This window comes from Joostella atrarenae (assembly GCF_021764745.1).
GTDB lineage: Bacteria > Bacteroidota > Bacteroidia > Flavobacteriales > Flavobacteriaceae > Galbibacter > Galbibacter atrarenae.
The window spans coordinates 250179-267267 of record NZ_JAETXX010000004.1 but is presented as its reverse complement, the minus strand read 5'-3'; the positions used below and the strand labels follow the sequence as shown (position 1 = coordinate 267267).

Sequence of the window (17089 nt, the reverse complement as noted above, 5' to 3'; positions counted from 1 at the left end):
GCCAGTTGGGGATCGTTATGATGCTGTGGAGAATTTAGGAAAACGAGTAAATAGCAATCGAGATGACTTTGGATTTATAGCCAAGAATGGAATCGGTTTTGTGTCATCTAATAGAAACGGCGGTGTTGGAGATGATGATATCTATGGATTTGATTTTGAGAAATGTACAAAAACAGTTGAAGGGATTGTATATGACGAAAGAACAAAAGAACCACTTCCTGGAGCGACAGTACGATTGATAGACGCAAATGGAGAGCAGTATGCAGCATTTACCAGCAGTGCAGATGGAAGCTATGCTTTTGAAGATGTGGACTGTATTCCAAGTATTGTTATCACAGGAGAGAAGCTCGATTACCGTCCTGCTAAATTAGAAGTAGCGCTAGCCAATCCACTTACAAAACAAGACATCTACTTAACAAGTCTAATAGTAGGTGACCAAATTGTATTAAAGCCTATTTATTTTGACTTTGATAAATCGGATATTCGTTCTGATGCGGCCTTTGAATTAGAGAATATCGTAACGGTAATGAACAATCATCCAGAGATGGTGATTACTATAGAATCGCATACCGATTCAAGAGGAAACGATGAATATAACCGACAACTATCTGATAGAAGAGCAAAGTCAACAAGAGATCACTTATACTCACGAGGAATAGCTAAAGATCGTATCCAGAGTGCAATAGGATATGGAGAGTCACAACTTTTAAATGGTTGTAGTAATGGAGTACGTTGTTCTAAAGAAGAGCATCAATTAAACAGAAGATCAGTGTTTAGAATTGTAAAAAAGTAATGGAGATAAAAAAAAATAAAAAAAACTTTTCTAAGTGTTGCATGATTTAAAAATAGTTGTATTTTTGCATCCGCAATAAAGGAAATAATGGTCCGTTCGTCTAGGGGTTAGGACGCCAGGTTTTCATCCTGGTAACAGGGGTTCGATTCCCCTACGGACTACAAAAGATTAAGTTCATTAAAATATACGGATATAATATCCGTAGCTCGAAAGAGCAATTGGTCCGTTCGTCTAGGGGTTAGGACGCCAGGTTTTCATCCTGGTAACAGGGGTTCGATTCCCCTACGGACTACTATAATAGTATAACAAGGCGCAGGAGAGAATTTCTACTGTTAGTAAAAATTAAGAAAAGATGGCAAATCATAAGTCTGCATTAAAAAGAATTAGAAGAAACGAAGCAGTTCGTTTAAGAAATAAATATCAACATAAAACTGTACGTAACGCAATCAAAAAATTACGTAGTACAGAAGATAAGAAAGATGCAGAGACTTTATTGCCATCTGTAATTAGTATGATCGATAGATTAGCTAAGAGAAACATTATCCATGCTAATAAAGCTGGAAACTTAAAGTCAGGATTAACTAAAAGAGTTAGTGCTCTTTAATAAGTAGTTCTTAGTTATACAATATATTGACGCTCCACTATCTTGTGGAGCGTTTTTTGTTATATTTAAAATCTACATACACCTTTTTTAGAAAGATTGATTCAAATTAATATTTTTTGATTGCTTAAAGAATATTAATTTAGGGCATTTTTAAAAGAACATATAATTTCATAATAATAAAATACTACTTTAAACATTAAATACAGAGTGCATATGGAAAATGGTATCTATGCGAAGTTTAATACTTCAAAAGGAGAGATCCTTGTTAAATTAACTCATGATAAAACTCCTGGAACGGTAGGTAATTTCGTTGCTTTAGCAGAAGGAAATATGGAAAATAGTGTGAAGCCTCAAGGGACGCCATATTATGATGGGATTTCTTTTCATAGAGTTATAAATGATTTTATGATTCAGGGTGGTTGTCCTTTAGGAACTGGAACTGGAGATGGAGGTTATAAATTTGATGATGAGTTTGACGCTTCTTTAAGACATAATAGACCTGGAGTCCTTTCTATGGCTAATGCTGGTCCTGGTACAAACGGAACTCAGTTTTTTATTACGCATGTAGAGACACCTTGGCTAGACGATAAGCATACCGTATTTGGTTTTGTTGAAAACGGACAAGATGTTGTAGATGCAATTGCTCAAGGTGATAAAATTGAGAGTTTAGAAATAGTAAGAGTAGGAGAAGAGGCAGAAAATTGGAATGCTGTTGAAGCTTTTAGAACTTTTGAGGGTGCTCGTGAGAAAAGATTGGCAGAAGAGAAGGCAAATGCTGAAAAAGCTTTAGAGAAGCTTGCTGCTGGTTTTGATAAGACAGAAAGTGGTTTGCGTTATATGCTTATCCAAAAGGGTAATGGTCCAAAAGCAGAAAAGGGTAAAACAGTTTCTGTACATTATAAAGGACAGTTAGAAAACGGACAAGTATTCGATTCATCATACCAAAGAAACCAGCCTATCGATTTTACATTAGGAGCTGGTCAAGTAATAGCTGGTTGGGATGAAGGGATTTCTTTGTTACAAGTAGGAGATAAAGCACGTTTTGTAATTCCTGCTCATTTAGGGTATGGTTCTAGAGGTGCAGGAGGAGTTATTCCACCTAACGCAACATTGATTTTTGATGTAGAATTAGTAAATATAGGATAGTATTTTCGTGTTAACTTTTTATAGAAAATTAAGGTTTTTGGCTTAAACATTAAGAATCTTTTTGAAAGAAAGAGTTAAGGTAACTTCTATCATAATAATATACTTTTTAAGATCCTGTTATACATACGTGTAACAGGATTTTTTATATTTGAACATGACAATAAAAGAACCTAAAAGCTTGCAATATCCTATAGGAGTATATGAATCTCCGTCTATTATTGCTGAAGAAGATGTAAAGAAATGGATTAAGACGATAGAGTTCTTTCCTGAAAAATTAGAATCTTTAGTGGAAGATTTTGACGATGGCCAGTTAGATACACAATATCGTCCTGAAGGTTGGACGGTAAGACAGTTGATACATCATTTAGCCGATAGTCATATGAATAGTTATATAAGGTTTAAATGGGCTCTAACAGAAGATAAGCCAATTATTAAAGCTTATTATGAAGATCGGTGGGCTGATTTAGGAGATTCTCTTGATGGAGATATAGAAATGTCATTATACTTATTGGAAGGGCTTCATAAACGTTGGGCTTACTTATTAAAGCATCTTTCTGAGGATCAATTACAGCGAAAATTGATACATCCTGAAAATAATAAAGAAACTACATTGAAAGAATTAATAGGTGTATATGCTTGGCATTGTAAGCATCATTATGCCCATATAGAAGAACTAACTATCCGTGAGGATTGGGTATAAAAAAAGAGCAGTTTTTTAACTGCTCTTTTTTTATGATTAATTATACCTAATCTAAGTTAGGTTGCGGTGTTAAACGTAAATACGGTTTAACTTCTTTAAAACCTTTGGTGAATATATTTTTTGCATCTTCGTTAGAAACGGCAGGGCTAATAACAACATCTTCTCCATGTTTCCAGTTTGCTGGCGTTGCTACTTTATGATATGCTGTAAGTTGTAAAGAATCTATAACTCTTAGAAGTTCTTCAAAATTCCTTCCAGTAGAAGCTGGATACGTAATCATTAACTTAATAGATTTATCTGGTGCAATTATATATACAGAACGTACGGTAAGGGTAGCATCTGCATTTGGGTGAATCATATCATATAATTCAGATATTTTACGATCTTCATCTGCTATAATAGGGAAATTTACCTTTGTATTTTGCGTCTCATTAATGTCTTCAATCCATCCTTTATGGGATGTTACTCCATCTACACTCAAGGCAATAGCCTTTGTGTTTCTTTTTGCAAATTCATCTTTATATTTAGCTACTGTACCCAATTCTGTTGTACAAACAGGGGTGTAGTCTGCAGGATGAGAGAATAAAATTCCCCAACTATCTCCTAAATATTCATAAAAATCAATTTCTCCTTCTGAAGTTTGCGCCTTAAAATTTGGTGCTTTATCTCCTAATCGTAGTGTTACCATTTTAATTCTGATTTAATTAATACTCTACAAATTTACTAGATTAATGATTCAATCCGATAACACGCATTATAAAATAATGTTAAAGATTAATTTGAAAACAAATCAAAGATTGTTATTAAAGATAGGCATAATTATTCTTTCCATTTGATGTTGCAGCCCATGCTTGGTTGTTGTTTTTTGTATGTTGTTTTTCCCATCGTGGCAGCATCAATGGCGCTCCTAATATCTCTTCCTGATATTGGAAGACTATTCCCGGGTCTAGAATCATCAAATTGCCCGCGGTAAACTAATTCTAAACTAGCATCAAAAACGTAAAAATCAGGAGTGCAGGCAGCATCATATGCTTTTGCAACTTCTTGGGTCTCGTCGTATAAATAAGGAAATGTATAGCCGTTTTCTTCTGCATTAATTTTCATTTTATCAGGTCCGTCTTCAGGATATTTTTCAACATCATTACTGGATATTGCAACAAAACCTATATCACTATCGCTATAATCGTTAGCTAGTTTAGCAATTTCTTTGTTTAAATGTTGTACGTATGGGCAATGATTGCAGATAAACATCACTACGGTACCTTTATCACCATATACATCACTTAATTTTAATTTCTTCCCTGAAACGGTGTCAAGGAGATTAAAATTAGGTGCTTTTGTTCCTAGTGGTAACATATTACTTTCTGTTCTTGCCATAATTATTTGTTTCTGTTTTTTGTAAAATACAAATAAGAAATTGGTTTAAAAAAGAGTTGAGCCACTAGTTTTAAAAAAGGTTTTCAAATCATAAATATTCTTTAATTTTTTGGTGACTTGTTTCCTTGTTTGTAACTTTTAATCAACCTAAAAATAAAATAAACCAAAAATGGAAAAATCATACAAAAGTTTATCAGTAGCAATTAAAGCTTTGAATAAAGAAGGTTATACAGAAGATTTTAATTTATGTGATGCTGGAATAGAGAATAAGTCAAAAAAGGAAGTACACGAAGCAACAGCGCTTGAGGTAGTTAAATATTATCGTTTTGAGGGAGAGACAAATCCTGGAGATAGTTCTGTTCTTTATGTTATAGAGACTTCTAAAGGGGATAAAGGACTGCTAGTTGATGCCTATGGAGCATATGCTGGTAATATATCCAAAGAGATGATTGAGAAACTTAAAATAGTTTAATAATAAATGTCAGAATTAAGTTGGAGTGATTTCCTAAAAGTGGAAATGCGTGTCGGAACTATTCTTGAGGTGCACGATTTTCCAGAGGCACGGATTCCTGCGTATAAATTAATAATCGATTTTGGTGCTAAAATTGGAGTTAGAAAAACGTCAGCCCAAATTACAAAAAGGTATAAAAAGCAAGACTTATTAAATAGACAAGTAATTGCAGTTGTTAATTTTCCTAAGAAGCAAATTGCAAACTTTATGAGTGAATGTTTAGTTGTAGGTGCAGTAGGAGAAGAGAACGATGTAACTTTATTAAGTCCAGATTTTAAAATAGAAAATGGATTAAGGATAGGTTAGTAAGTAAAAAAGCCACTATTTTTAATAGCGGCTTTTTTAATGTTCTTTAGTTTTATATATCGTCGAAACTAATATCTGTAAACTTTTCTGTTGTTACTTCTTCACCAACTTCTACACTTTCATCTTCTCCGTACACATCTTTCTTGAAGTCTTTTTGATGACGTTCAGAAATTACTTCTTCACCTTTTTCATTGATTACAAAGTCAATCATCTCTTCTAAATTCTCTTTAAAAGCAGCAAAATCTTCTTTGTAAAGATAAATCTTGTGTTTTTTGTAGTGGTAAGACCCGTCGTCATGGGTAAATTTTTTACTCTCTGTGATTGTTAAATAATAATCGCCAGCTTTTGTCCCTCTTACATCGAAGAAATAAGTTCTTCTTCCAGCTCTCAACACTTTAGAGAATATCTCATCTTTCTCTACAAAACCTTTATCGCTCATAATTCCTCTAAATACTTTTATATTTGTTAACAAAATCAAAAATGTGAAAAAAAATGAAATGAAACAACAAATTCACTAGTTTTCTTTTTCTGATATTTGATTTTGGTATAATTCGTGGTAATATCCTTTCTCGCTTAGTAGTTGATTATGAGTTCCTTGCTCTAGTATTTCGCCGTCTTCTAGTACAATAATTTTATCTGCATTTTTAGCTGAAGATATACGGTGACTTACGATAATTGTAGTACTTTTTTCAGAAACGTTCTTTAAATTGTTTAAAATTTGCTCTTCAGTTTCCGTATCAACGGCAGATAAGCAATCGTCAAACAGATAAATTTGAGGTTTTTTGATTAAAGCTCTAGCAATAGAAACCCTCTGTTTTTGTCCTCCACTAAGTGTTAGACCTCTTTCTCCAAGAACCGTATCGTACTTTTTGGTGAACTCAATAATATTTTGATGAACAGCAGCTTGTTTTGCTGCGGTTTCTATTTCTTCTTGTGTGGCAGTTTTATGTCCAAATTTTATATTGTTTCCAATAGAATCAGAAAATAAGAATGCGTCTTGGGGTACAGCTCCAATCGTATTTCTAAGATCTGTTAGATTTAATTCTTCAATAGGAGTATCGTCAATTAATATTTTTCCTAAAGAAGTATCGTAAAGTCTCCCGATTAGATCTAATATTGTAGATTTTCCAGATCCTGTTTTTCCGATAACTGCCAATGTTTCACCTTGATTAATAGAGAATGAAATATTCTTTAAAGCTGTAATGTTGGTATCGTCATAAGTAAAAGTAACATCTTTAAATTCGATTTTCCCTTTTATTTCTGAATGACCTTCATTTGTATTTTTAATCTCTGGTTCAAGTTCTAAAAACTCGTTTATTCTTTTCTGCGAAGCTTCTGCGCGCTGAACTATAGAGGTTACCCATCCTACTGTAGCTACTGGCCAAGTAAGCATGTTTACATATATGATGAATTTTAAAATAACTCCTGTAGTGGCAATTTCACCATTTATATACTGAATCCCACCAACATAAATAACAAAAATATTACTTATTCCAATCAGTAATAACATCAATGGAAAAAACCATGCATTCACTTTAGCTAGTGCCATATTGGTATCTTTTCCTTCTTTTGCTAGTGCATCTACATCTGCGCCAATCCTAGGTTCTATTCCGTAGGCTTTTATTACAGATATCCCAGAAAACGATTCTTGTGTAAAAGTAGATAATTTAGAAAGGTATTGTTGTACCGCAGTACTGCGTTTATGTATGACCTTACTAATATTGTATATAAGAACAGATAGAATAGGGAGCGGAATTAGCGTATATGCAGCCAATTTTGGTGCTGTGTAAAACATAAGTGGGATCACACATAAAAAGAGCGTTACAGTTTGGATGCTGTATAAAATAGCAGGGCCTGCATACATTCTCACTTGTCCGACATCTTCACTGATACGATTCATTAAATCTCCAGTTCTATTTTTCTTGTAAAAGTTAATAGAGAGTCGTTGATATTGTTCATAAACTTCATTCTTAAGGTCAAACTCTATGTATCGAGAAATATTAACGATCGTTTGTCTCATTAAAAAAGTGAACAAAGCAGATAGTGTAGCAGAGCCAATTATGATTAAAATATAATTAAGAAGTTTAGCTTTAACTTCAGAAAGATCAGAGGCTTCATTTAATATATATTCCTCTACAACATTCACAGATTGCTCAACATATTCTGGTAAAACTAATTTAAAGACTGTAGCGAGAATCGTAATTAAAACGCCAACAATCAATTTCCACTTATATTTCTTAAAGAATTTGTTAATATATCTTAGTTCCTTCATTACTTTTCTCTAAAATCAATTTTTTTAATAAATCCTCAATTTAAGGACTTGTTTTAGCTTTTATATTGAAATATTCTTATTTTTGCTACGATAAATTAACAATATTAAAATCTAAAGCAAACAAAATAGAATAATATGGTTTCAGAAATTATAGCTCCTACAGAACTTAAAAAAGTTGATCCAGTATTTGGTCAACTTTCATTTAATGATCATGAGCAGATTGTTTTCTGTCAGGACAAAGATACAGGATTAAAAGCAATAATAGGAATACATAATACAGTTTTAGGGCCTGCGTTGGGAGGAACTAGAATGTGGAATTATGAGAACGAGTGGGAAGCTTTAAATGATGTTTTGCGTCTTTCTCGTGGAATGACTTACAAGTCTGCTATTACAGGATTAAATCTTGGTGGTGGTAAAGCAGTTATTATTGGAGATGCTAAAACTCAGAAGAATCCTGCATTAATGAGACGCTTCGGAGAGTTTGTAAACTCTTTAAGCGGAAAGTATATTACTGCGGAAGATGTAGGTATGGAAACGGCAGATATGGATACTGTTCGTGAAGTTACTCCTTATGTTACTGGGATTTCAGAAGAAAAAGGAGGAGCAGGAAATCCTTCACCAATTACTGCATACGGAGTTTTTATGGGAATGAAAGCTGCTGCGCATTACCAATTTGGAGATGATAATCTAGAAGGGAAAAAAGTTTTGGTTCAAGGTGTAGGTCACGTTGGAGAAACTTTGGTAGATCATTTATATAATGAGGGTGCTCAATTGTATATTTCAGATATTAATGAAGCAAGACTTTTAGAGCTATCAAAAAAATATAAAGCAACGATTATTGCTGGTAAAGATATTTTTAATCAAGAAATGGATATCTATGCTCCTTGTGCATTAGGTGCAACGATAAACGATGCTACTGTAAATGCTATAAATGCGAAGGTTATTGCTGGAGCAGCAAATAATCAGCTTGCAGATGAAAAAATACACGGAGCAATATTAAAAGAAAGAGGGATTGCTTATGCGCCAGACTTTTTAATTAATGCCGGAGGTATTATAAATGTTTATGCAGAATTAGAAGGTTACGATAAAAAGGAAATTCTAAGAAAAACTGAAAATATCTATAAGACTACATTAGATATTTTTAATCATGCAGACACAAATAATTGTACAACACATGAAGCTGCACTTAATATTGCGCAAAATAGAATTGATAACAGAAAATTAGCGCAGAAAAAATAAGAGGGTTTCTAAAATAATATTATTTTTGCAGGGCGAAAGAGTGATTCTTTCGCCCTCATAATTTAATATAGGCAAGTAAGTTCTTTAAGCATGTTAACAAGAAGACACATCAGGGTGAAGGTAATGCAATCTATTTATGCATTTGTACAATCTCAAAACACTGATTTAGTTACCGAAGAAAAGTTTTTATCCAATAGTATGGAGAATATGTACAATCTGTACTTAACACTCTTAAGTCTATTGGTAGAGACTCAAAAAATGGCTGAGCAACAGCTTACACTTTCTCAAAAAAAATACCTCGCTACAAAGGAGGAAAGAAATCCGAACAGGAAATTTATTGAAAATTCAATCTTACTAAAATTAGCGAACGATCCAGTATTAGAAGAAAAGCTTGACAATCGTCGTATAAGTTGGGATTTAGATGATGAGTATGTTAAGATTATTTATAGAGAAATTCTTAAGAGTGATATCTATAAGGAGTATATAGCAAATGATAATACCGATTTTCTAGATGACAAAAAAGTGATCTTAGAATTGTTTCAAAAGGTAATTGCTCCAAATGAAAAACTCTATGAATATATCGAAGATAAAAAGCTTACTTGGATTGATGATTTGCCAATGGTAAATACTCTTTTGGTGAAAATGTTTAAGAAATTAAAACCTAATTCTCCTGAAGATTATTTCCATCCTCCATTATTTAAAGATGCAGATGATAAACAATTTGCTAGTCTTTTATTTAAAAAGACAATTTTAAATGATGAAAAAATTGAGCAAGAAATAGAAGGGAAGACTCCAAACTGGGATACAGATAGGATAGCAGAATTAGATGCTATTTTATTAAAAATGGCTATTTGCGAGTTTCTTAAATTCCCATCCATTCCTGTTAAAGTAACTATTAATGAGTATCTAGAAATAGCTAAAGAATATAGTACTCCAAAGAGTAGTATTTTTATAAACGGGATTTTAGATAATTTAGTTAAAGAATATCAAGCCAACGATTCGTTAAATAAGTCGGGGAGAGGTTTGATGTAAAAAAAATATTAGTATTTTTGAGGTTGATTTTGTGGAGTTTCATGAAATTCTCAAATTAAATAACCACTTAATAACATATTAAAATCTTTTAAAATGAAAAAAGTTCTTTTAATACTTACAATTGCAGCAATCAGTTTTACATCTTGTAAAGACAATGCAGCTAATAAAGTTAAATCTGATAACGTAGCGAAAGCAGAGCAACGTGACGAAGCAGCTAAGCAGTTGCCAGTGATGCAATTTGAAGAAACAGAGTTTGACTTCGGGAATATTCCTCAAGGGCAAACTGTAGAGAAAGTCTTCAAATTTAAAAATACAGGAGATGCTCCTTTAGTAGTTACAGATGCTAAAAGTAGCTGTGGTTGTACAATTCCTAAGAAACCAGAAGCTCCAGTTGCACCAGGAGAAACAGGTGAAATCTTAGTGAAGTATAACGGTAGTGGTAGAAATGCAGTTACAAAAACTGTAACAATTACTGCTAACACTGAGAAAGGAACAGAGCAGTTAAGAATAAAAGCATTTGTTGAGCCTAAAGATGCTCCAGCACAACCTAAAGCATAAATAAATATTTTTTAATGGAAGCAATAAATCAGTTTGCACCTTTTATTTTGATTTTCGCAGTGATGTATTTTTTTATGATACGTCCGAGTATGAAAAAGCAAAAGCAGGAAAAGAAATTCGCACAAGAGTTAAAAAAAGGTGATCGCGTAATTACCAAAAGTGGATTACACGGTAAAATTGTAGACCTTAATAACGATAATACATGTGTTATCGAAACGATGGCGGGTAAAATGAAATTTGAACGTTCTGCATTATCTTTAGAGCTTTCACAGAAATTAAATGCACCAGCTGCTCCAGTTAAGGAGAAGAAATAGGCATTTTTTACAATATAAAAAGAGCCTCGATTCATTAGAATCGAGGCTCTTTTTGTTTTATTTAATTAGTAATAAGGGGGTTGCATGTGATTTTCACTTCTTATATTAATCTAGTTAATCGCTAGGGTAATAGTATTATTACTTATATATTTGCAGTATATAATCTAAAATAACTATAAATGAGAAAAATTATACTTCCTTTTATATTACTCTTTATTACTTCAGCATGGAGTCAAGAGTTAATTACAGGATTAGTTCAAGATGAGACAGGAGTCCCTTTGGCTGGTGTTTCTATTGCAGTTGAAAATTCGTCAAAAGGGACAACAACAGATTTTGATGGAATATATGAAATAGAAGTTGAGATGGGAGAGACATTAGTATTCTCTTATGTAGGTTTCGATACTATGAAACGAAAAGTTACATCTTCTGGTAAGTTGAATGTAGTATTACAATCAGGAATAGCCTTAGACGATGTGGTTGTTGTAGGAAGCAGAAACCCTGCAAGAACAACCGTTAATAGTCCTGTTCCAATTGATGTTATAGATGTACAAGAGCTTATCTCTACTGGGCCGCAGGTAAATCTAAATCAAATTTTAAATTATGTAGCACCATCATTTACGTCTAATACACAGACAATTGCCGATGGTACAGATCATGTGGATCCTGCTTCTTTAAGAGGCTTAGGTCCTGATCAGATCTTGGTTTTAATAAACGGTAAGCGTAGGCATACTTCTTCTTTAATAAATATCAATGGGTCTTTTGGTAGAGGAAGTGTAGGTACAGATTTGAATGCTATCCCTTCCGCTTCAATAAAGAGAATTGAAGTTTTAAGAGACGGTGCAGCTGCGCAATATGGTTCTGATGCTATTGCAGGAGTTATTAATATTGTTTTGAATACAAGTGTAAATAAGTTGAGTATAAACGCAACTACAGGCGCTAATTTTTCTCGTCACGCTCAAGGTCAAGAAGGAGGGGTTGATGGAGAAACTACTAATATAAGTGCAAACTACGGAATCGGATTAGGAGATCGAGGTGGGTATATAAACTTTACTGGAGATTTTGACTACAGAGATTCTTATAATAGAATGAAAGAGTTTGAGGGGAGTATTTTTAATGGTTATAATGCTGTTGAACGTGTTGCTAATGCGGATGGATATGATATCTCTAATCTTTTTACTGATGTAGATGCAATTAAGCAGTATGGGAGTCAAGTGTCTTATTTTTCACCTGAAATGAAGAATAATATACAAAATGCGACTACTATTGAAGATCTTCAAGATCTTTTAGGAGATAATGTAACAGAGGATGAATTAATCGCTAGAAGCCAGAATCGTAGTGACTATAATATGCGAGTAGGTCAATCTGAATTACGCGGAGGAAGGTTTTTTGCCAATTTTTCATTGCCTGTAGATGACCAAGGAACAGAGTTGTACTCTTTTGCAGGAATAAGTTCCAGAACAGGAGGAGCAGCAGGTTTTTATAGACTTCCAAATCAGAGTAGAACATACACACCAGCTTATATCAATGGTTTTCTTCCAGAGATAAACTCTAAAATAAAGGATAAATCAATTTCTGTAGGGATAAAAGGAATGGTAAATGAATGGAATGTTGATTTTAGTAATACTTGGGGACAGAACTCTTTTTTGTATGAAATCGATAATACTTCTAATACGTCTATGCTAAATGCATCTCCTAGTTTATTTGATGCTGGAGGATTTTCTTTTACTCAGAATACTACAAATTTAGATCTTAATCATTTTTATGACAATGTATTTGAAGGTCTAAATGTGGCTTTTGGAGGGGAATATCGTTTCGAAAAATATGATATTATAGCCGGAGAGGAGGCTTCTTATGTGCAGTATGATGTTAATGGTGCAGTAATTACAAATATTAATCAGCAACCACCGGTCGACTTTTTTGGCAACTCAAGACCTGGAGGTTCACAAGTATTTCCTGGATTTAGACCAGAAAATGAAGTTTCTAGAGAGCGTAGCAGTATTGCAGGTTATGTAGATTTAGAAGCAGATATTACAGAAAAATTATTATTGACGTTCGCTACGAGATTTGAAAATTATTCAGACTTTGGTTCCACAATAAACTTTAAGCTTTCATCTCTTTATAAGTTGAATGATAATTTTAATTTAAGAGGAGCAGCAAGTACAGGTTTTAGAGCACCATCTTTACATCAATTAAATTTTAACAGTACTTCTACTATTTTTGCTGATAATGGAGACCCTGTAGAAGTAGGAACTTTTTCAAACAATAGTCGCGTAGCGGAGTTGTTAGGAATTCCAGAATTAAAAGAAGAAGAGTCTCAAAGTGTAAGTGCTGGTTTTACGGCAAAAATACCGAGTGCTAATCTTAGCTTTACTTTGGATGGTTTCTTTGTTAGAATAGAAGATAGAGTAATTTATACAGGACGTTTTGCAGGACCAGGAACGGGATCTGAGATTGATGTTTTATTAGCGCAAGCGAATGCGGAGGAAGCTGCCTTTTTTGCGAATGCGATAGATACAGAAACCAAAGGATTTGATTTGGTAATTACTCAAAAGGCTTCGTTTAATGATAAAATTCATCTTAAAAATGATCTTTCTGCAGCTGTATCGGTAACTAGACAGGTTGGAGATATACATGCTTCTCAGGTTTTAGAAGATGCCGGACAAGTAGATACTTATTTCTCTGAAAGTAGTAGAATCTATTTAGAGAAGGCAGTGCCAAGGGTAAAAGTGAATTTTTCTAATTTGCTATCTAGCGGAAAGTATACTGTTTTCTTAAGAAATGTTTTCTTTGGTGAAGTAACAGAAGCAGCGAATAATCTTGATCAACAGGATGATTACAGTCCAAAAATTGTTACAGACCTTTCTTTTGGATATCAACTTACAAGTTCTTTAAATATGAGTGTAGGGGCAAACAATCTTTTTGATGTGTACCCAGATAGAGCGCAAGAAGATAACCGAAGTTCTGGTCGTTTTGATTGGTCTAGATCGGCTCAACAATTTGGAATTGGAGGTCGTTTCTTATATGCTAGATTGCGTTTAGATCTTTAATGTATTTTTATATATAACAAAAGAGCAATGTTGATTTCAACATTGCTCTTTTATTTTTTAGAAGGAGTAGATAGGTTGCTATTTTTTGTATTTATTATGCAAGCCTTTACCTGTAAGTATAAGTGGAGTTACCTTTTCTAATCTACTAAGTTTAGTGGCATCTCTTTTTGCTTCTGAAATATACTCATGATATTCTTTCTGCTTACCTTTTGTGAGCGTATTAAAAGCTTCATTAAGTTTATTATCTTCCTTTAATGCTATTTCCAATACTTTTGAAACAATAGTTTTCTTCTTCGGAAGAAGAACTTCTTTACCTAGTTTTTGGTTAGTAATAGCCTCTTCTGTATATTTTTTAATTAACTTTTTGCTGTCATCAATGTCCTTTATGGAGTTGAAGCGCCATTGCCTTAATGCTACAGTTTTTCCTTCTTGAGCATTTATTAAAACTCTAGCATCATCTTTTAGTAAAGCACCATTATGAAACCATAATCCAACATAAGACTTAAAAGCTGCGATGCCAACAACATTTTTATTAGCAATAGTATAAGTAGGGACGCCCCATTTTATTGTTTCCTCCAATTCTGTCTCCAATAATATGGAACGGAGTGAAAGGAGTTCGTCTTTCCACGAGCTACTATTGTTAAAATAGGCATCAGCATTATTCGTTGTCATTATAATGCTTTGCTGTAAGTTCTACAATCTTTACAATAACATCAACTGCTTTTTTCATGCTTTCGACAGGCACATATTCATATCTTCCATGGAAATTATGTCCGCCAGCAAATATATTAGGACACGGAAGTCCCATGTAAGAAAGTTGCGATCCATCGGTACCACCTCTAATAGGTTTTATAAGAGGTTTTATCTCTAAATCTATCATGGCCTGTTCTGCAATGTCTACGATATGCATTACAGGTTCTATTTTTTCTTTCATGTTGTAATACTGATCCTTTATCTCTAAAGAAATAATATCCCCGAAGCGTTCTGATAAATCAAAAACAACACGTTCTAGAAGTTCTTTTCTGGCATCGAATTTGTCACGGTCGTGATCTCTTATAATTCCATTTATCTCAGTATACTCTACATCTCCTTTTATTTCATAGAAATGAAAAAATCCTTCTCTATGGCTTGTGTATTGAGGCATTTCTTTTTTTGGCATTAATGAAAGAAATTCATTTGCAATCATTACTGCATTAATCATTTTTCCTTTCGCATAGCCAGGGTGTACGCTTTTACCCTGAACTTTTATTTTTACTCCAGCAGCATTAAAGTTCTCATATTCCAATTCTCCTATTTGAGAACCATCTAATGTATATGCCCATTGAGCGCCAAATTTCTTAACATCAAATTTGTGTGCGCCTTTACCGATTTCCTCATCTGGAGTAAAAGCAATTCTTACAGGTCCGTGGTGGATGTGAGAATTATTAATAAGGTATTCCATAGCAGTTACTATTTCTGTAATTCCTGCTTTATCATCTGCACCTAGGAGTGTGGTACCGTCTGTAGTGATTATTGTTTGTCCTTTATATTGCTTTAGGTCATCAAAATAATTAGGCGATAGGATAATATTTTGTTCTTCATTTAGAACAATATCATTACCGTCATAATTTTCTATAATCTGTGGATTTACATTAGTTCCAGAAAAATCTGGAGAAGTATCAAAATGAGATATAAAACCTATAGTAGGAACTTTACGATCAATATTAGAAGGAAGTGTAGCCATTACATAGGCGTTCTCATCTATGGTTACATCTTCCATACCGATAGCTTCTAGCTCTTCGACAAGCTTCCTAGCAAGATTCCATTGTTTTTCTGTACTAGGTGTTGTATTACTATTAGGATCAGATTGGGTATCTATTTTAACATAGCTAATAAAGCGGTCTATAATATTTTGCATCGGAATGTTTTTTATCAAAAATAGTATAATAGTTGGAATGTAAGTATGCGGCGGGTTATAATCTTATTATAAATAACTAAGAAACGCAAGCGAAAGTTACTAGCCCCGATTGAGCGTACTACCCCATCTTACTACGGAAAGTAGTAAGGTGTGTAGTAGTAAAAGCGGGTAACAGCAATTGCAATTATATGTTGCTTTGGGCTTCTTAAATTAAATCATAAAAAAATAGAGGTAAATTTTTAAGTTTAAGTATTTTTGCAAAAACTAGCACACCATGTATAAACTACTCATAAGACCTTTATTTTTTCTTTTCGATCCTGAAGACGTTCACCATTTTACTGTATGGGCTGTAAGATTCGTTAATAAAATTCCTGGAGTGTCTTCGTTAATCCGTGCGTGTTTTGTTGTGGAAGATGAGCGTTTGGAGCGTGAGGTGTTTGGGTTAAAGTTTAAAAATCCAGTAGGACTTGCTGCAGGTTTCGATAAAAATGCTATGCTTTATAAGGAGTTAGCAAATTTTGGTTTCGGACATATCGAAATAGGAACATTAACTCCAAAGGCACAACCTGGAAATCCTAAAAAGCGATTATTCCGTTTGATTGATGATAAGGGAATTGTTAACCGAATGGGTTTTAATAATGGAGGTGTTGAAGAGGCTGTTGAGCGACTCAAAAAAAATAAAAGTGTTTTAATTGGAGGAAACATAGGGAAAAATAAAGTTACTCCAAATGAACAAGCTGTAGATGATTATACATATTGCTTTAAAGCTTTATATCCTTATGTAGATTACTTTGTAGTGAATGTAAGTTCTCCAAATACTCCAAATTTGCGGGCTTTGCAAGATAAGGAGCCTTTAACGGCGCTTTTAAATACATTGCAAGCATTAAATAATGAGCAAGTAAAAACAAAACCTGTGCTTTTAAAAATAGCACCAGATTTAACAAATGAGCAGTTATTGGATATTGTAGATATTGTTATTACTACAAAAATTGCAGGTGTTATTGCTACAAACACAACTATAAGTAGAGAAGGTTTAACTTCGGATAATAAAGAGGAAGTTGGAGGATTAAGTGGTCTGCCGCTTACTAAAAGGTCTACGGAGGTTATTAGATTTATAGCTAAAGAAAGTAAAGGTGCGTTTCCTATTATTGGAGTAGGGGGAATTCATTCCGAAGGGGATGCGATGGAAAAACTGGAAGCAGGAGCGTCTTTAGTACAGTTGTATACAGGTTTTATTTATGAAGGTCCTTTTATAGTGAAGAGAATAAATAAAGCACTTCTTAAAAGATAGTC

General features: G+C 33.6%; 18 protein-coding genes and 2 tRNA genes. 14 read left to right on the top strand and 6 right to left on the bottom strand.

What is annotated here, in order from left to right; genetic code table 11:
- The 6 genes from JM658_RS09085 to JM658_RS09060 all read left to right on the top strand — a co-directional run.
- Positions 1-793, top strand: a 793-nt coding sequence (locus JM658_RS09085) for an OmpA family protein (RefSeq protein WP_236958941.1), incomplete at its 5' end; no start/stop codon positions are given.
- An 89-nt stretch (positions 794-882) separates the two neighbouring features.
- A tRNA-Glu gene (locus JM658_RS09080) sits at positions 883-954 on the top strand.
- Between the two features lie 59 nt (positions 955-1013).
- Positions 1014-1085, top strand: a tRNA-Glu gene (locus tag JM658_RS09075).
- Between the two features lie 60 nt (positions 1086-1145).
- The gene (gene rpsT / locus JM658_RS09070; RefSeq protein ID WP_236958940.1) at positions 1146-1397 is read left to right on the top strand and encodes a 30S ribosomal protein S20; all 252 of its coding nucleotides are present in this window, start codon (positions 1146-1148) and stop codon (positions 1395-1397) included.
- A gap of 213 nt (positions 1398-1610) precedes the next feature.
- Positions 1611-2543, top strand: a complete 933-nt coding sequence (locus JM658_RS09065) for a peptidylprolyl isomerase (protein WP_236958939.1) — start codon at positions 1611-1613, stop codon at positions 2541-2543.
- A gap of 154 nt (positions 2544-2697) precedes the next feature.
- Positions 2698-3243 carry a YfiT family bacillithiol transferase gene (locus JM658_RS09060; RefSeq protein ID WP_236958938.1) on the top strand — a complete coding sequence of 182 codons (546 nt, stop codon included), beginning with the start codon at positions 2698-2700 and terminating at the stop codon, positions 3241-3243.
- Between the two features lie 46 nt (positions 3244-3289).
- On the opposite strand, the gene JM658_RS09055 is transcribed toward JM658_RS09060, so the two are convergent.
- Both JM658_RS09055 and JM658_RS09050 read right to left on the bottom strand, forming a co-directional pair.
- Positions 3290-3931, bottom strand: coding sequence for a peroxiredoxin (locus JM658_RS09055; RefSeq protein ID WP_236958937.1), 642 nt, complete (start codon positions 3929-3931; stop codon positions 3290-3292).
- A gap of 131 nt (positions 3932-4062) precedes the next feature.
- The gene (locus JM658_RS09050; protein ID WP_236958936.1) at positions 4063-4620 is read right to left on the bottom strand and encodes a thioredoxin family protein; all 558 of its coding nucleotides are present in this window, start codon (positions 4618-4620) and stop codon (positions 4063-4065) included.
- A 169-nt stretch (positions 4621-4789) separates the two neighbouring features.
- Between JM658_RS09050 and JM658_RS09045 the strand changes: the two genes are divergently transcribed.
- Together JM658_RS09045 and JM658_RS09040 are read left to right on the top strand one after the other, a co-directional pair.
- Positions 4790-5092, top strand: a complete 303-nt coding sequence (locus tag JM658_RS09045; RefSeq protein ID WP_236958935.1) for a phosphoribosylpyrophosphate synthetase — start codon at positions 4790-4792, stop codon at positions 5090-5092.
- 6 nt (positions 5093-5098) lie between these two features.
- On the top strand, positions 5099-5437 hold the full coding sequence (locus JM658_RS09040) for a tRNA-binding protein (RefSeq protein WP_236958934.1): 339 nt from the start codon (positions 5099-5101) through the stop codon (positions 5435-5437).
- A 52-nt stretch (positions 5438-5489) separates the two neighbouring features.
- On the opposite strand, the gene JM658_RS09035 is transcribed toward JM658_RS09040, so the two are convergent.
- Both JM658_RS09035 and JM658_RS09030 read right to left on the bottom strand, forming a co-directional pair.
- A complete protein-coding gene (locus tag JM658_RS09035) occupies positions 5490-5876 on the bottom strand; it encodes a PUR family DNA/RNA-binding protein (protein ID WP_236958933.1) in 387 nt (128 codons plus the stop codon).
- A gap of 75 nt (positions 5877-5951) precedes the next feature.
- Complete coding sequence (locus JM658_RS09030) at positions 5952-7709, bottom strand: ABC transporter ATP-binding protein (protein ID WP_236958932.1); 1758 nt, start codon at positions 7707-7709, stop codon at positions 5952-5954.
- 135 nt (positions 7710-7844) lie between these two features.
- On the opposite strand from JM658_RS09030, the gene JM658_RS09025 reads away from it, so the two are divergent.
- The 5 genes from JM658_RS09025 to JM658_RS09005 all read left to right on the top strand — a co-directional run bounded on the left by JM658_RS09025 (position 7845) and on the right by JM658_RS09005 (position 13899).
- On the top strand, positions 7845-8948 hold the full coding sequence (locus JM658_RS09025; protein ID WP_236958931.1) for a Glu/Leu/Phe/Val family dehydrogenase: 1104 nt from the start codon (positions 7845-7847) through the stop codon (positions 8946-8948).
- A gap of 90 nt (positions 8949-9038) precedes the next feature.
- The gene (nusB, locus tag JM658_RS09020) at positions 9039-9980 is read left to right on the top strand and encodes a transcription antitermination factor NusB (RefSeq protein WP_236958930.1); all 942 of its coding nucleotides are present in this window, start codon (positions 9039-9041) and stop codon (positions 9978-9980) included.
- 93 nt (positions 9981-10073) lie between these two features.
- Positions 10074-10538: a DUF1573 domain-containing protein gene (locus tag JM658_RS09015; protein WP_236958929.1), complete on the top strand. Its 465-nt coding sequence runs from the start codon at positions 10074-10076 to the stop codon at positions 10536-10538.
- Positions 10539-10552: 14 nt separating this feature from the next.
- The gene (gene yajC / locus JM658_RS09010; protein WP_236958928.1) at positions 10553-10852 is read left to right on the top strand and encodes a preprotein translocase subunit YajC; all 300 of its coding nucleotides are present in this window, start codon (positions 10553-10555) and stop codon (positions 10850-10852) included.
- A 179-nt stretch (positions 10853-11031) separates the two neighbouring features.
- The gene (locus JM658_RS09005; RefSeq protein WP_236958927.1) at positions 11032-13899 is read left to right on the top strand and encodes a TonB-dependent receptor; all 2868 of its coding nucleotides are present in this window, start codon (positions 11032-11034) and stop codon (positions 13897-13899) included.
- A 78-nt stretch (positions 13900-13977) separates the two neighbouring features.
- On the opposite strand, the gene JM658_RS09000 is transcribed toward JM658_RS09005, so the two are convergent.
- Both JM658_RS09000 and pepT read right to left on the bottom strand, forming a co-directional pair.
- Entirely contained in the window at positions 13978-14571 is a 594-nt protein-coding gene (locus JM658_RS09000; protein ID WP_236958926.1) for a YdeI/OmpD-associated family protein, read from the bottom strand.
- A complete protein-coding gene (pepT, locus tag JM658_RS08995; RefSeq protein WP_236958925.1) occupies positions 14558-15796 on the bottom strand; it encodes a peptidase T in 1239 nt (412 codons plus the stop codon). Before pepT ends, JM658_RS09000 begins: the two co-directional genes overlap by 14 nt.
- A gap of 274 nt (positions 15797-16070) precedes the next feature.
- On the opposite strand from pepT, the gene JM658_RS08990 reads away from it, so the two are divergent.
- Entirely contained in the window at positions 16071-17087 is a 1017-nt protein-coding gene (locus JM658_RS08990) for a quinone-dependent dihydroorotate dehydrogenase (RefSeq protein WP_236958924.1), read from the top strand.
- Positions 17088-17089 lie beyond the last annotated feature (2 nt).

Coding starts and splice junctions, on each gene's coding strand:
- rpsT (WP_236958940.1), top strand. CDS start 1,146: ATGGCAAATCATAAGTCTGCATTAAAAAGAATTAGAAGAAACGAAGCA.
- JM658_RS09065 (WP_236958939.1), top strand. CDS start 1,611: ATGGAAAATGGTATCTATGCGAAGTTTAATACTTCAAAAGGAGAGATC.
- JM658_RS09060 (WP_236958938.1), top strand. CDS start 2,698: ATGACAATAAAAGAACCTAAAAGCTTGCAATATCCTATAGGAGTATAT.
- JM658_RS09055 (WP_236958937.1), bottom strand. CDS start 3,931: ATGGTAACACTACGATTAGGAGATAAAGCACCAAATTTTAAGGCGCAA.
- JM658_RS09050 (WP_236958936.1), bottom strand. CDS start 4,620: ATGGCAAGAACAGAAAGTAATATGTTACCACTAGGAACAAAAGCACCT.
- JM658_RS09045 (WP_236958935.1), top strand. CDS start 4,790: ATGGAAAAATCATACAAAAGTTTATCAGTAGCAATTAAAGCTTTGAAT.
- JM658_RS09040 (WP_236958934.1), top strand. CDS start 5,099: ATGTCAGAATTAAGTTGGAGTGATTTCCTAAAAGTGGAAATGCGTGTC.
- JM658_RS09035 (WP_236958933.1), bottom strand. CDS start 5,876: ATGAGCGATAAAGGTTTTGTAGAGAAAGATGAGATATTCTCTAAAGTG.
- JM658_RS09030 (WP_236958932.1), bottom strand. CDS start 7,709: ATGAAGGAACTAAGATATATTAACAAATTCTTTAAGAAATATAAGTGG.
- JM658_RS09025 (WP_236958931.1), top strand. CDS start 7,845: ATGGTTTCAGAAATTATAGCTCCTACAGAACTTAAAAAAGTTGATCCA.
- nusB (WP_236958930.1), top strand. CDS start 9,039: ATGTTAACAAGAAGACACATCAGGGTGAAGGTAATGCAATCTATTTAT.
- JM658_RS09015 (WP_236958929.1), top strand. CDS start 10,074: ATGAAAAAAGTTCTTTTAATACTTACAATTGCAGCAATCAGTTTTACA.
- yajC (WP_236958928.1), top strand. CDS start 10,553: ATGGAAGCAATAAATCAGTTTGCACCTTTTATTTTGATTTTCGCAGTG.
- JM658_RS09005 (WP_236958927.1), top strand. CDS start 11,032: ATGAGAAAAATTATACTTCCTTTTATATTACTCTTTATTACTTCAGCA.
- JM658_RS09000 (WP_236958926.1), bottom strand. CDS start 14,571: ATGACAACGAATAATGCTGATGCCTATTTTAACAATAGTAGCTCGTGG.
- pepT (WP_236958925.1), bottom strand. CDS start 15,796: ATGCAAAATATTATAGACCGCTTTATTAGCTATGTTAAAATAGATACC.
- JM658_RS08990 (WP_236958924.1), top strand. CDS start 16,071: ATGTATAAACTACTCATAAGACCTTTATTTTTTCTTTTCGATCCTGAA.